Here is a 13571-nt window from a genome sequence, read left to right as displayed (position 1 = left end):
GGCCGGACGCGTCACCCCTCGGAGCCAGCTTTCGCATCCCTCACGCGGGGGACGACCAGTCCGGACTCGTAGGCGGCGACGACGGCCTGGGTGCGGTCGCGCAGGCCGAGCTTGGCGAGGATCCGGCTGACGTGGGTCTTGACCGTCTCCTCACCGACGACGAGGCGGGCCGCGATCTCCGGGTTCGACAGGCCCTCGGCGACGAGCAGCAGCACCTCGGTCTCCCGGGCGGTGAGGGTGCCCAGCCGGGGCGGCGGGGTGTTCGCGGCCGCGCGGTCGGGCAGCCGGGCGAACTCGCCGATCAGCCGGCGGGTGATGGCGGGCGCGAGCAGGGCGTCCCCGGCGGCGACGACCCGTACGGCGTCGAAGAGCCGCTCGGCGGTGACCTCCTTGAGCAGGAAGCCGCTGGCGCCGGCACGCAACGCGTCGTAGACGTACTCGTCCAGGTCGAAGGTGGTGAGGATGAGGACGCGCGGCGGGCCGGTCCGCTCCGGTGCCGTGCCGACGAGCCGGCGGGTGGCCTCGATGCCGTCCAGACCCGGCATGCGGATGTCCATCAGGACGACGTCCGGGCGGGTCGCGCGGCACACGCCGACCGCCTCGGCGCCGTCCACGGCGGTGCCGACCACGGTGAAGTCGGGCTGGGAGTCCAGCAGCGCGGCGAAGCCGGTCCGGACGACCAGGTGGTCGTCGGCGATCACGACGCGGATCGGCGGGGCGGGGACGCTCATGCGCTCTCTTCCGTCCTGGGCTCGGGGTCGTCGCGCGGGGGCGCGGGGAAACGGGCCGCCACCAGGAAGCCGCCGACGTCCGCCGAACCGGCGCGGACGTCTCCGGCCACCGCTGCGGCCCGCTCCCGCATCCCCAACAGGCCGTGCCCGTCGGGTGGTCGCCCGGTGGCCGGGCCTGGGCCGTTGTCGCGGACGCGCAGATGCAGGCGGTCGTCGGCGTAGTGCAGTTCGACGTCCACCGCGGCGCCCGGCGCGTGTTTGCGGGCGTTGGTGAGGGACTCCTGGACGATCCGGTAGACGGCGAGTTCGACCCCGGGGTCGAGGGCGCGGGGAAAGCCGCTGAGGACCAGGCGGACGGAGCCGTCGGTGGCCGAACGGGCCTCGTCGAGAAGGCCGTTGAGGTGGCGCAGGTCGGGCTGGGGGCTGCGCTCGGCGCCGCCCGCGGTGCCGGTGTCCTCGCGCAGCACGCCGAGCAGGCGGCGCATCTCCGTGAGCGCGGCGCGTGCGGTGTCCCCGATGCCGAGGAGGCGTTCGGCGCCCTGGGCGGGCATGCCGGAGGTGGCCACCCGGGCGGTCTCGGCCTGTACGGCGATCATGGAGAGGTGGTGTCCGACGACGTCGTGGAGTTCGCGGACGATCCGGGCGCGCTCGCCCCGCGCCGCGTTCTCCCACTCGGTCACGGCCATGACCCGGCGTACCGCGGAGTGCGCGCGGCGGTGCTCGGCGGCCCGCCCGGCGAGCCCGGCACAGACGGCCACGGGTGCCAGCACCGCGAGCAGCAGTGTGCGGGCGGCCGGGCCGGCAGCCGTGTCCGTGACCGTGTTCAGGGCCAGGGCGAGGAAGGGCGCGCCGAGCAGGAGCGCGGTCAGGGTGCGACCGGTGCGGGCCAGCCGGTACTGGGCGACGAGCTGGGCCGCGAGTCCCGCGATCGTCAGGGTGTGCAGGATCGTGAGTGAACCGAGGCTCGCGGCGGTGACCGTGACACCGGCCGCAGGCGGGCGCAGCAACAGCGACGGCAGTGCTGTCGCCAGACAGAACAGCGCTATGACCAGGGTGAGTTGCACCCGGCCGGTAGCGGAGGCGGCATCCGCCGACAGCCGCGGGACAAAACCGTGGCCGGCGACGAACTCCGCGAGCGACTCGGAGACCGCCAGGAGTCCGAGCAATGCCCCGTAGACGTACGGCCGTCGGTCGACCCGGCGGCGCAGCCGGCGCCAGGTGTCCCGCCATGCCCCCGCACGCATCACGCGGGTCAGTATGACAGCGGACCGCCGTGCCGAGGGTCCGCTCGGACTTCGGCACGATCGGCCGCGGACCAACCCACCGTCGTGCGCCGCGTCGTGATCGGCGTCTCCGCCGCGGCCCCCGACGCGGCGCTGAAGAACCACACCGGCGTCGCGATCCGCCGCCCCTTCACGCCGGCCGTCGCCAACGCCCTCGCCGTCGGCGGCGCGGTGGGTGCCCCGGCACGGGCCGCAGCCGGGTCGGTCGGAGCCAGGGCGGGCTCGTGGTGGGCCGGCCGGGTCAGGACACGGCCGGGCCGGTCAGGTACCGGCCCTTCTCGTCGTACGGCCAGACGTTGGGCAGGCAGCCGTGCATGCCCTTGATCTGCTGCATCATCACGGGGGCGGGCTGCCCCGCTCCCGGGCAGCCGACGTGGCCGTGGTGCAGGAAATGGCCGACCTCGTGGTTGATGATCAGCGCCCGGTAGTCCTTGACGCGCTGGGCGTAGACGGGGGTCGCGAGCAGCCAGCGCTTCAGGTTCACCATGACGTTGTCCGCCACGTTGCAGTTGACCTCGCCCCCGGTGTCCAGCCCGTACTCCCCGCAGATCTTGTCCACCGTCCCGGGCGTCGCGACCCGGACGACGAAGTCGGTCGGACCGCTCGACACCCGTTCGAACGCCGAGTGGCCGTCGGCGGTCCAGCCGCGCGGGTCGGCCAGGATCCGCTCGACCTGCCGGGCGACGTCCGCCGCGGACAGGTCGATGCCTTTCTCGACGTCGACCCGGTAGCGCAGGACCGTTCCGGATCCGACCCTGGTGCTCGCGCCGGCCGCGGTGACGAACGTGCCCGGGCCCGTGGCCGGGATCTCCGGGGTGGCCGAGGTGCTGGGGCGCGAAGAGGCGGAGGTGGTGGCCGGAGTGGGTGACGGGGAGCGGGAGCCGGGCGCCGGGCCGGTGGCGCCGAGGCGGCCGGACCGGGCACGCTCGGTGGGCCCGGCCGGTGCCCCGCCGTGGGCCGCCCCCGTACCGGACGAGCCCCCGTCGACGGCCACGAAACCGGCGGCCCCCAGGACGGCAAGCGCGGTCACGGCCCCCCAGAGCGGCCCGCTCCGCCTCCGTCCGCTGGGGACGGCGTGGGAGGGGCCGCTCTGGCGACGGCCACGGGAGGAACGTGCGGTGCGCGTGGTCATGACCGTCAGGCTGTGATCGGAATGTGATCGGATCTGGCGCACGCGATAACGAAAAGATAACAGGCAATGGGTTGCAGGTTTATATGATCATCCCGTAACAAACGCACAGCTGTGCGGATGCGATGCGGATACTGAGCGCATGCCACGCGTTCTGCTGATCGAAGACGACCGTGCCGTGCGGGAGGGGGTGGCCCTCGCCCTGCGCCGCCAGGGTCACGAGGTCTCTCCGGCCGCCACCGGGGAGGACGGGCTGGAACGGGTGCGGTCCTTCCGGCCGGACGTCGTGGTGCTGGACCTCATGCTGCCCGGGATGTCCGGACTCGACGTCTGCTCCCGGATCCGTGGCCTCGACCAGACCCTGCCGATCGTCATGGCGACCGCGCGCGGTGACGACGAGGACATCGTGGTGGGCCTGGAGGCGGGGGCCGACGACTACGTGGTCAAGCCCGTGCAGGCGCGGGTGCTGGAGGCCCGCATCCGCGCGGTGCTGCGCCGGGCGGCCGGCACACCCCCCGAGGGCGGCATACCGAAGATCGACACCTACGGCGACCTGTCCGTCGACCGGGCCGGGCTCGCGGTCGCCCGCGGCGGCGTACCGGTCCCGCTCGCCCCGTCCGAACTCCGGCTGCTGCTCACCCTGTCCGCGGCACCCGGCCAGGTGTTCAGCCGGCAGCAGCTGCTTGAGGCGGTGTGGGAGCACAGCTATCACGGGGACGCGCGGCTGGTGGACGCCTGTGTACGGCGGCTGCGCGCCAAGCTGGGCGAGCCGCCGCGCGAGCCACGCCACATCCAGACCGTGCGCGGCTTCGGCTACCGGTTCGCGGCCCGGTGAGGCGCCCCCGTCTCCCGCAACTGCGCGGTCTGCGGATCCGGCTGGTGCTCGCGTTCACGCTGGTCGCCGCCGTCACCGCCGCCACCACTGGCGCCCTGACCTTCCGCGAGGCCCGTACCGGCGTGCTCCAGCAGAGCCAGGACGCCGTGATCCAGCAGTTGCGCACCCAGGTCGGCCGCCTCGCCCCGGACCTCGCCTTCCCCCCGGACGAGGCCGCGCTGGCCCGGTTCGCGGCGGACGTGGCCCGCTCCGAGCCCTCCGGCACCTGGCGGGTGCTGACCGCCTACGGCCACCTGAGCGCCACCTCGGCCCCGGGCGACCGCTTCGAGGAGCTGACCCCCGCCGTGCGCGCGGCCGTCGGCTCCAGCTTGGCCACCGTCTTCCAGCGGGTGGCCGTCGGTGACCGCACGGCACTGGTCGTCGGCATGACGGTCACCTTCGCCGAGGCGCCCGCCAGGGGCGTCTACAACTCCGGCGTCCATGTCTTCCTGACGGTGCCGCAGACCACCGAACTCGCCTACGTCGACGCCCTGGTCACCGCCGCCGAGCGCGCCGCGGTACCCGCGCTGACGCTGGCTGTGCTGCTGGCGCTGCTCGCCGCCCGCGGAGTGCTGCGCCCGGTACGGGCGCTGCGCCACGCCACCCGCAGCATCGCCGAGGGGCGTCTGGACACCCGCCTCGCCGTCGACGGGTCCGACGAACTCGCCGATCTCTCCCACACGTTCAACGAGACGGCCGCCGCGCTGGAGAAGTCGGTTGCCGAGCTGCGCGGCATGGAGGCACGGGCCCGCCGGTTCGCCGCGGACGTCTCCCACGAACTGCGCACCCCGCTCGCCGCCATGTCCGCCGTCACCGACGTCCTCGACGAGGACGCCGCCCGCCTGGACCCGGACACCGCCACCGCCGTCCGCCTGATCAGCGAGGAGACCGTGAAACTGGCCCGGCTGGTGGACGACCTGATGGAGATCTCCCGTTTCGACGCGGGCGCCGCGGTGCCGCACCTGGACGAGATCGACCTCGCCGAGTCCCTGCGGCGCACCCTCGACGCCCGCGCCTGGACCGGCCTGGTGGAGTGCGACCTGCCGCCGCCCGGCACCCTGCGCGGCCGCGTCGACCCGCGCCGCCTCGACGTCGTCGTGGCCAACCTGGTCGGCAACGCGCTACGGCACGGCGCCCCGCCCGTCACCCTGCGCCTGTACGACGGCACGGAGTCCGGCGGGGCACGGCTCGCCGTGATCGAGGTGCTGGACGGCGGTCCCGGGATCCCGGAGGACGTGCTGCCGCACGTCTTCGAGCGGTTCTACAAGTCGGACGCCGCCCGCACCCGTACCGAGGGCAGCGGCCTGGGCCTCGCGATCACCGCGGAGAACGTCCGGGTGCACGGCGGCACGGTGCGCGCCGGGAACCTGCCCGAGGGCGGCGCGGTCTTCACCGTACGGCTCCCGCTGCCGGCCGGCGAGCCGCCCCAGGAGGACCCATGGTGACCCTTCGGCGCCGGGCCCGCCGTGCGTTCCTGCTCCTCGTTGCGACGGGCGCCCTGGCCTCCTGTGGCATCCCCACGACCGGTGTGGTGCAGGCGGGCGGTCCCGCCAGCGGGGCCGTGCCGTCGACGCGCCTGTACTTCGTGCGGGGCGACGCCCTGATCGCCGTCCGGCGCGCGACGGACGCGCCGGGCGACGTCGAGTCGGCGCTGCGGGCACTGTTCCTGGGCCCGACCGCCGCGGAGCGGCGCAAGGGACTGACGACGCGGCTGCCGCTGCTCACGGCCGTGCCGACGACGGTCCCGTCCGTCCCGGCGGACGGCGGCGCCGCCGTCGTACCGGACTTGCCCCGCTGGGCGGATCTCGTGAAGGTGACAGCGCGCGACCACCGGATCTCCGTCGAACTGTCGGTCGCGCTGGGCGAGTTCCACGATCCCCGCCTCGCGGCCGCGCAGCTCGTCTGCACGGCGGACGCGGCGCAGCGCGTAGCCGCCCCCGGTGCCGATCCCGAGCCGGTGACGGTCACGCTCCCGGCCGGCCGACGCGTCGAGGGAGCCGCCACGAGCTGTCCCGGCACCTGACACGGAACCCTGCCCCAGCCTGTCGGCACGCCCCGCGTCACGCACCGTGCCGCCCCTGCGCCGTCGTCCGCAGTTGCGGGCCCCTGATGGACAGCCGGCCACCGAACTGGGTGAGCTGTGAGGCGGTCGCCTCGGCCAAGGTGATGGTGCGCGTGGCCGCGCGGGTGGCCGGGTGCGCGAGCCAGCGGGGTACGGCGTCGGGGGTGACGGTGACGGTGCGGCGCGCCGGTAGTGGGCTGCCGCCGAGGCCCGTGACCCTGCCGGTCAGCTTGCGGACGTAGAGGGTGGCCACCCCGCCGGCGCCCTGCCCCTTGAGCGTGGAGGTGGTCGCCGGCCTCGCCCGAAGGCGCATCGCCGCGCGGCCCCGGCCCGCGGTCAGATCGAGGTTGACGGCGTCCAGCGACCGTACGGTGAACTTCAGGGCGCGGACGGTCCCGCCCCCCGTATGCACCGAGACCACCCCACGGAACCGCGCGCCACGGAGCACGAGCCGGTCGGCGCGGAGCACGCAGGGGCCCTTCGCAGCGCGGACCGGGGGCGCCGAATCGAGCCGCGCGGCGGAAGCGCCGGCGACGCTGCCGGCCGTCCGCGGTACGTCGAGGTGCAGGAGCACGGCCACGCCGGCCACGGCCAGCGCGGCCGCGAGCGGCCGGGCCACACGCCCGAGCACGAGCCCGGCGGTACTGGTGCGCGAGTCAGCTGCCACTGCACTCCTCACCCGTCGTCGGCTGGTCGGCCTGGGGTGGCAGCCAGGCACAGGCCAGGGAGCCGCCGATCAGGCCGGAGGCCACGCCGAGGAAGAGACCGCCGAAGTTCGCGACGGGGAAGGAGACGAGGGCGAGCAGCAGGGTGGCGATCCCGGCGAACACCCGGAGATGGGGACGGCAGCAGAGCGCGACCCCCAGGGCCAGGAGCAGGGTTCCGATCACCAGGGACCCGGCGCCGGAGGTGGTCGACAGGGCGAGCGGAATCCCGCCCAGGTTCAGGTTGGCGTACGGCCAGTAGAGGATGGGCAGACCGGCGGCGAAGGTGAACAGCCCGGCCCAGAAGGGGCGTTCACCTCGCCAGGTGCGGAACCCGCGCCGGAACCCCGGCGCCCTGGTGAGCAGTTGCCGTCCTCTGCCGAAGAGGCCGGTGATCACGCGTCCTGTCCTGGTCACGGGGGTCAGAAGCATGCGTGGTTGCCCTGTTCGAGCCGCAGGCGCAGGCCCGGGATGCTGAGCGTGCCGGCGGAGACCGCGACCGCGCTCACCCGTACGTCGTTCAGGGTGGTCGACAGCGCCTGCTGGGCGACGCCGTCGGGGTCGAAGAACTGCGAGTTCCGGTCGCCGGACCTGACCGGGCCCTTGGTGACGGCGCCCTGGGCGACACCGATGTCGAGGCCGCTGAAGTTCGCTTCACCGACCGACTCGGCCGTCGCGTCGATGAAGAAGTTCGAGGTCTCGACCGACCGGCCGCCACCGCCGGTGAGCCGCAGGGTCTGCGTGCCCAGCACCGGGACGTCGACGACGACGGACTGGCACAGCCCGTCGATCGTGGCGTGCCGGAAGCCGGTGACCGCGACGGGGACGAGTTCGTGTTTCCTGGTCACGTCGACCATGCCGTAGAGGCTGAACCCACGGGCGGTCAGGGAGTCGGCGGCGAGCTGGAACTGCTGTCCGGAGATGAAGAACGAGGCGGCGAGCACTCCCTGTGCCATGGCGATGCCGACGGTCGCACAGGCGCCGACGCTGGGCACCAGGACCACTGCGAAGCGTCTCCAACGGGTTCGTCCGGCACGGTGCGACATCCCGTCTCCTTCGGTCGTGAGGTGGACCCGCCCATGCCGACGAGGCAACGGATGCCCTGTTTGTCCGGTGATGGATCCTAGGCTCCCGGCTGCGCGGACCGACTGCACGCCAGGCCCGCCGGACGAGTGACGCAAGTTCTGCTGCTCTCTTCGGGCGACGGCGCCCCGCCTGCGGCCGGCGGAGCACGGAGGCCGGCACCTCGGCCTCCGCGGCCACTGGCTCCCTCACTTCCGCCTCGACCGCTTCGCCGCGTACCTCGGCACAGGCACAGGAACAGGCACAGGAGGCGAACGGCACCTGCGGCGAAGGGACTTCGGCCGCCCCTGCGGGGTGTCGCCACACGCCCTGCGCGGCCAGCCGGTGGTGTGCGTACGGCCGGACAGTCCGCTCGCCGGCCGGGCCGAGGTGTCGGCCGGCGAGCTGCTCACCGTGCCGCTGGTCGCCATGCGCACCGGTTATGTGATGCATCGCCATGTGCACCGGCTGCCGGCGGACCGTACCCCGTCTTCTCGTACTCGACGGACTGCGCCGAGATGGGCAAGCTGATGGTCGCGGAGGGGCTGGGCGCGACGGTACTGCCGGACTTCAGTGTGGACGGCGACCCGCTGGAACGCGGCGGGACGATCGTGTGCCGGCCGCCGGCCGGGGACGCCACCGCCGACGGGCCGGGTCGGTGCCGCAGGCCGCGCGGGACCGGTACGAGACGTTCGTGCGCCGGGCGGCCGAACCGGGCGGGACGGTGGCACGGCAGCCTGACGTCCGCGCACACGGGGGCCTGTCGGCATGGTTCGTCCGCTTCGCCCCCGTTGTTTCGGTACGGTGGGAGCCGCTCCGCGGACGGGGCCCCGGTCCGGTTCCCCGAGCGCTGACACGGCATTCAGGCCCGGCAAGGAGACAGCATGCTCTCGGACTCGATCGTCTTCGGCGCCGGGGGCTTCATCGGCCGCTCCCTCGTGGCGGAACTCCTGCGCGGGGGCCACCGGGTGGCGGCCGCCGTGCGCGGCTCCGGGGACGGCCTGACGGCTTGGCTCGACGGACAGGGGGTGGACCGTACCGGCCTGACGGTGGTCCGGGCCGACATCACCGCGCCCGGTCTTGGACTGGCCGAGGAGGGTCTGGCCGGGATCCGTGATGTCTACAACACCGCCGCCCGCTTCGCGTTCGGCATCGCGGCGGCCGAGGCCCGGGCGGTCAACGTGACGGGCGCCGTACACGTGGTCGCCTGGGCGGCGGGCCTGCCGAAGCTGCGCAGGGTGGTCCACATCAGCGGTTACCGGATGGCCGCCGCCGACGGACGGCCGCCGGACTACCGCGGGCAGGGCGCGTACGAGGCGTCGAAGCAGGAGGGCGACGCCGCGGTGCGGGCCCGCGCCCGCGAGCTGGGCGTCCCGCTGAGCATCGCCAATCCCAGTACGGTGATCGGTCCGGGACAGTACCTCGGCCTGGCCGAGGTGGTCGCCACTCTCTGGCAGGGGCGGCTGCGGGCCCTGCCCGGCGGTCCCGGCATCTTCCTTCCGGTCGTGACCCTCGACCACTTCGTCCGGTTCCTGGCCGCTCTTCCGCAGGACCCCGAGAGCGCGGGCCGCACCTACTGGGTGCTGGACGACTCGACCCCCGAACTTCCTGCGCTCGTCGGCCTGCTCGCGGAGCACATGGGGGTGCGCTCCCCCCGTCGCTCGATCCCGGTGGGTCTGCTGCGCAGGCTGCCCCGCGCGATCACCCGGGCGGATCCCGAGACCCTGTCGTTCCTGTCGGCCGACCGCTACGACACGGCCGCCGCGCGCGCCCTGTCCGAGGCACACGGACTGTCCATGGCCCCCGTGCGGGCGGCGCTGCGCCAGTGGGCCGACGACCTGGTCGCCACCCGCTTCGGCCGCTCCGGCCCGTGCCGCCGCCCTTACGGCTTCCACCATGTGGCGGGTACCCGTACCTGGGTGACCGGAGAGCGGCGGCGCCCCGGTTACGTGCTGTTGCACGGACTCCTGCTGAGCGCCGACGCCTGGGCGGGGGTGGCGGACCTCTTGGACGCGCCCGCCCTCGCGGCCGACCTCCCCGGCTTCGGCAGGTCGGGAGCGAGCACCGGACCGCTCGACGACTGGCTGGCCGACCTGCTGCGCCCGGTGGCGGACCGGCCGGTGCTCGTGGCGCACTCGCTCGCGTGCGGCCCCGCCCTGCGCTACGCGGCGGCCCACCCCGACCGGCTCGCCGCACTCGTGCTGGTCGCTCCGGCCTTTCTCCAACGGCCGTCCGCCGCCTTGCTGCGCTCGCCCCTGGCCGTACCGCTGCTGCGCACGGCTCCCGCCTCCCGCCTGGCTCGTTCACTCGGTCTGCCCGAGAGCCCCGGGCTCGACTCCCTCGCCCTGGACCTTCGGCGGGCAGGGACGTCGCGCCGGGTGGTCGCCGCGATGCGCGACGCCCACGGGCAACGCGCGGAACTGCGCCGTGTGCTGCGGGAGTTGCGGCTTCCCGTGGACATCGTCGTCGGGTCGGCGGATCCGCTGGCGGAATCCGTGAGCACGCCGGTGACGGTGATCGAAGGGGCGGGGCACTGTCCCCAGGTCACCCATCCGGCCTCCGTCGCACACCTGCTGACGTCCTGCCGGGACCGGGCCGCCGCCCCGCGCACTACCGCGTGAAGGCGAGGACCACGTTGTGTCCCCCGAATCCGAAGGACGTGGACAGGGCCGCCCGGGCTGATGCCCGCCGCGGTGCGCCGGCCACCAGGTCCAGTTCGATCCCGGCCGAGGCCCTGTCCAGGTTGCGGACCGGCGGGATCAGCCCGTGCACCAGGGTGAGGACGGTGAAGACGGCCTCGACCGCGCCGGAGGCACCCAGCAGGTGGCCGGTGGCCGACTTGCAGGCGGTGACCGCCGGATGCCGGCCCACGGCCTCCTGCACGGCCCTGGCCTCGGTGGCATCGCCCACGGGCGTACCGGTGGCATGCGCGTTCACGTGGTCGATGTCGGCCCCGGTGAGGTCCGCGTCCCCCAACGCCGCCGTGATGGCCCGCGTCTGCCCCTCGGCGGCGGGGAGTGTCACGTCGTACGCGTCGGACGTGACACCCGCGCCCGACAGGGTCGCGTGCACGCGCGCGCCGCGTGCCCGCGCGAAGTCGGCGCGCTCAAGGACGACCATGCCTGCGCCCTCGGACATGACGAACCCGTCGCGTTCCTGGTCGAACGGCCGGGATGCCAGGTCGGGGGCGTCGTTGCGCAGGGAGAGGGCGCGCATCCGGGCGAACGCGCCGAGTGCCAGGGGGTGCAGGCAGGCGTCCGTGCCGCCCGCGACGACCACGTCGGCACGGCCGGTGCGGATCAGCAGCGTGCCGACCGCCAGCGCCTCCGCACCGGACGCACAGGCGCTGGTCGGGGCGTGCGTGCCGGCCCGGGCCCCCAGCAGCAGGCCGACCGCCGCGGCACTGCCGTTGGGCATCAGCATGGGCACCGTGTGCGGCGAGATGGCGCGTGGGCCCCGTTCCTCCAGCCGGTCGTCCTGTTCGAGGAGGGTGAGCCCGCCGCCGATGCCGGTCCCCACGACCACGGCGAGCCGTTCGGGCTCGACCTGCGGCACGCCGGCGTCCGTCCACGCCTCCCGGGCCGCCACCACCGCGGCCGCCTGACTGCGGTCCAGCCGCCGCCGCTGGATCCGGTCCAGCCGGCCGGTGGGGTCCTCGCACATACCTCCGGCGATGCGGACGGGCAGTTGCTCGGCCCAGGGGGTGTCCAGCCGGGACACGCCGGACCGGCCGGACAGCAGTGCCGCCCAGCTGGAGGGCACGTCACCGCCGAGCGGGGTGGTCGCTCCCAGGCCCGTCACCAGCACATCGGCTCCCGATGGCGGACGCCGGCCGGTGCGGGGCCGGTTCGTTTCAGTGGTCGCGTCAGTGGTCGCGGGCAGCATGACGGGTTCCTTCCGCGCGGTGTTCCTGTCTCTTGCCTTGCGTCGCCGGCGGGAGGCTCCCCGCCGTCTCCCGGGCCGCTCGTGGGAGCCCGGCCGTCACCAGCGCCATGATGGCGATCAGCAATTCCCCGGTGGTGAGAATGTCTTCGGCCTTTTCCATGCCTTTCCCGGAACCTTCGAATATCGACCGTTTTCTTCGGCACATCCGCCCGGAGAAATCTACTGGTCCGGAACGGTCCGGCGCTTCATTCTTTCTCACGAGATCGGGGCGGTCCCGGAAGGCCACCCAAAGGACCATTAGAACTATTAACAGCCTGCCATCTGTCCTATTTTATGCAGAAACCCGGGCGGCATCCCCGTCAATTCAGTTGTTGCAGCGACGCTTGGCGGCACTGCATAGTGAGGTAGTAATGCCGCAGGGGGAGCGAAACGAACAGTCCGGTGCATTATTCCACCCATCCGAAAGGGGAAGTCAATTCGTGCCTCAATACAGTGAGGGGCAGTTATTCTCAGCCACCCAGGACGTACGGGTCCTGCGCTGGCCGGTCGAGGTGCAGGAACTGGAGCGGTTGCGGCGCCGGGGAATCCTCCGCCTCCTCGTGGTGGAGAACGGCGCGACTCCGCCGGTTCCGAGCGACTCGCGGGAGGACTGGATCCGGGCGCCGGTCAGCAGGGCCGACTTCGCCGCCCGGGTCGCGGCGCTCCGGGCCAGAGCCGGCACACACCGGATCCCCGTCCTCGACCAGGACGGACTCCTCCGGTACGGCAGCCGGATGGTGCCCGTGTCACCGACCCAGATGGACCTGCTGCGACCGCTGGTCGAGCGGTACGGCGCCCTCGTGGCCCGGGACGAGCTGATCGCCCTGCTGCACGCGCGGCGTGGAACGGCCAGCCAGAACGCCCTGGACCTGCACATCATGAGGATCCGGCGCAAGGTGGTCTGCCTCGGACTGCGCGTCAGGACCGCAAGCGGACGAGGATATCTCCTCGAATCGAGCGACTGATTTTCACAACAGCCAACGAAACGCGCCCTGTTGAGCGCCGTGCGCTCGACAGGGCTCGCGCGGAGCACCGCAGGCTCACTGGAGCGCCACCGGAGCGCTGGGGCCGGTCCGCTGCCGGACGGGCTCCGGGCAGGGCAGCGCCATCAGGCCCGATCGATAGGCATGGATGACCGCGTGCACCCGGTTGCGCAGGTTCAGTTTTTCCAGCAGTCGTTGCACATGGGATTTCACGGTGTTTTCGCTGAGCACCAGCACCGCGGAGATCTCCGTATTGCTCAGCCCCTGGGCCAGCAGCCGGAACACCTCCCTCTCCCGCCGGGTCAGCAACTCGAATCCCCCCGTTCCCGTCGCGGTGACCCCAGGGAATTCGCCGGCCTCGGAAAACCCGCCGTCGCCGCCCGCCCGAGGGCCCTCCTCGTCGAAGAAGATCCGGTAGCCGGCCGCCACGACGTGAATCGCGGACAGCAACTGTTCCGGGGTGACCCGGTGGAGCACGACGCCGTGCACTCCGGCCCGCAGGGCGCGCCGCGCGCCGGTACCCCCCTCAGGGGCCATGAGCAGGACGCCGGGCCTCCCTTCGCCGCAGCACGCGGACAGTTCGTCGACCAGTTCCACGGCGTCGGGAACCCGGAGGGCACCGGCGAGCAGCAGATGCGGTCGCAGTTCACGGGCCTTTTCCACCGCGCTCACCTGGTCGGACACCTCGCCGACCACCTCGATACCGGGGTCCTCGTCGAGGACGGACCGGATTCCGGTGCGGGCGATGGACCGGTCGTCCACCAGCAGGACCCGGATCGGTGGGCTCATCGCCGTCCCCTCCCCTCCTGCCGGACGTGT

Annotated in this window: 14 protein-coding genes and 1 pseudogene; 6 read left to right on the top strand and 9 right to left on the bottom strand. The window is 73.3% G+C overall.

Annotation, left to right across the window (positions count from 1 at the left end):
* Positions 1–11 precede the first annotated feature (11 nt).
* From OHB00_RS45730 to OHB00_RS45720, 3 genes are all read right to left on the bottom strand, one after another.
* Positions 12–731 (bottom strand): response regulator, encoded by a 720-nt coding sequence (locus OHB00_RS45730; protein ID WP_406444169.1) that lies wholly within the window; start codon positions 729–731, stop codon positions 12–14.
* On the bottom strand, positions 728–1975 hold the full coding sequence (locus tag OHB00_RS45725; protein ID WP_406446290.1) for a sensor histidine kinase: 1248 nt from the start codon (positions 1973–1975) through the stop codon (positions 728–730). Before OHB00_RS45725 ends, OHB00_RS45730 begins: the two co-directional genes overlap by 4 nt.
* 280 nt (positions 1976–2255) lie before the next feature.
* Positions 2256–3146 carry a DUF3152 domain-containing protein gene (locus OHB00_RS45720; RefSeq protein ID WP_406444167.1) on the bottom strand — a complete coding sequence of 297 codons (891 nt, stop codon included), beginning with the start codon at positions 3144–3146 and terminating at the stop codon, positions 2256–2258.
* Between the two features lie 139 nt (positions 3147–3285).
* On the opposite strand from OHB00_RS45720, the gene OHB00_RS45715 reads away from it, so the two are divergent.
* The 3 genes from OHB00_RS45715 to OHB00_RS45705 are packed head-to-tail and all read left to right on the top strand — an operon-like array spanning position 3286 to position 6040.
* Positions 3286–3978, top strand: a complete 693-nt coding sequence (locus tag OHB00_RS45715) for a response regulator transcription factor (protein WP_406444165.1) — start codon at positions 3286–3288, stop codon at positions 3976–3978.
* Entirely contained in the window at positions 3975–5462 is a 1488-nt protein-coding gene (locus OHB00_RS45710; RefSeq protein ID WP_406444163.1) for an ATP-binding protein, read from the top strand. The genes OHB00_RS45715 and OHB00_RS45710 overlap by 4 nt, the downstream gene beginning before the upstream one ends.
* Positions 5456–6040, top strand: a complete 585-nt coding sequence (locus OHB00_RS45705) for a hypothetical protein (RefSeq protein WP_406444161.1) — start codon at positions 5456–5458, stop codon at positions 6038–6040. Before OHB00_RS45710 ends, OHB00_RS45705 begins: the two co-directional genes overlap by 7 nt.
* Before the next feature lie 37 nt (positions 6041–6077).
* Here OHB00_RS45705 and OHB00_RS45700 read toward each other — a convergent pair whose 3' ends face one another.
* From OHB00_RS45700 to OHB00_RS45690, 3 genes are read right to left on the bottom strand one after another with little or no spacing between them, the layout of a single operon-like run.
* On the bottom strand, positions 6078–6746 hold the full coding sequence (locus OHB00_RS45700) for a hypothetical protein (RefSeq protein ID WP_406444159.1): 669 nt from the start codon (positions 6744–6746) through the stop codon (positions 6078–6080).
* Positions 6736–7200, bottom strand: coding sequence for a DUF6114 domain-containing protein (locus tag OHB00_RS45695; protein WP_406444157.1), 465 nt, complete (start codon positions 7198–7200; stop codon positions 6736–6738). The genes OHB00_RS45700 and OHB00_RS45695 overlap by 11 nt, the downstream gene beginning before the upstream one ends.
* 5 nt (positions 7201–7205) lie before the next feature.
* The gene (locus tag OHB00_RS45690; protein WP_406444156.1) at positions 7206–7829 is read right to left on the bottom strand and encodes a DUF6230 family protein; all 624 of its coding nucleotides are present in this window, start codon (positions 7827–7829) and stop codon (positions 7206–7208) included.
* A 346-nt stretch (positions 7830–8175) separates the two neighbouring features.
* On the opposite strand from OHB00_RS45690, the pseudogene OHB00_RS45685 reads away from it, so the two are divergent.
* Positions 8176–8569: pseudogene (locus tag OHB00_RS45685) on the top strand (LysR family transcriptional regulator substrate-binding protein); the annotation flags it as partial.
* A 160-nt stretch (positions 8570–8729) separates the two neighbouring features.
* Positions 8730–10466 (top strand): alpha/beta fold hydrolase, encoded by a 1737-nt coding sequence (locus OHB00_RS45680; RefSeq protein WP_406444154.1) that lies wholly within the window; start codon positions 8730–8732, stop codon positions 10464–10466.
* Here the strand turns inward: OHB00_RS45680 and OHB00_RS45675 are convergent.
* Both OHB00_RS45675 and OHB00_RS45670 read right to left on the bottom strand, forming a co-directional pair.
* Entirely contained in the window at positions 10456–11646 is a 1191-nt protein-coding gene (locus OHB00_RS45675; RefSeq protein ID WP_406444152.1) for a beta-ketoacyl-[acyl-carrier-protein] synthase family protein, read from the bottom strand. The genes OHB00_RS45680 and OHB00_RS45675 overlap by 11 nt on opposite strands.
* Positions 11647–11710: 64 nt before the next feature.
* Positions 11711–12016 carry a hypothetical protein gene (locus OHB00_RS45670; RefSeq protein WP_406444150.1) on the bottom strand — a complete coding sequence of 102 codons (306 nt, stop codon included), beginning with the start codon at positions 12014–12016 and terminating at the stop codon, positions 11711–11713.
* A gap of 193 nt (positions 12017–12209) precedes the next feature.
* Here OHB00_RS45670 and OHB00_RS45665 point away from each other — a divergent pair, with 193 nt between their 5' ends.
* Positions 12210–12734, top strand: coding sequence for a transcriptional regulator (locus OHB00_RS45665; RefSeq protein ID WP_406444148.1), 525 nt, complete (start codon positions 12210–12212; stop codon positions 12732–12734).
* A 75-nt stretch (positions 12735–12809) separates the two neighbouring features.
* On the opposite strand, the gene OHB00_RS45660 is transcribed toward OHB00_RS45665, so the two are convergent.
* Complete coding sequence (locus OHB00_RS45660; RefSeq protein ID WP_406444146.1) at positions 12810–13541, bottom strand: LuxR C-terminal-related transcriptional regulator; 732 nt, start codon at positions 13539–13541, stop codon at positions 12810–12812.
* Positions 13542–13571 lie beyond the last annotated feature (30 nt).

It is taken from the genome of Streptomyces sp. NBC_00631 (assembly GCF_045206895.1).
Classification (GTDB): domain Bacteria; phylum Actinomycetota; class Actinomycetes; order Streptomycetales; family Streptomycetaceae; genus Streptomyces.
This window is presented reverse-complemented; position numbering and strand designations above follow the sequence as displayed.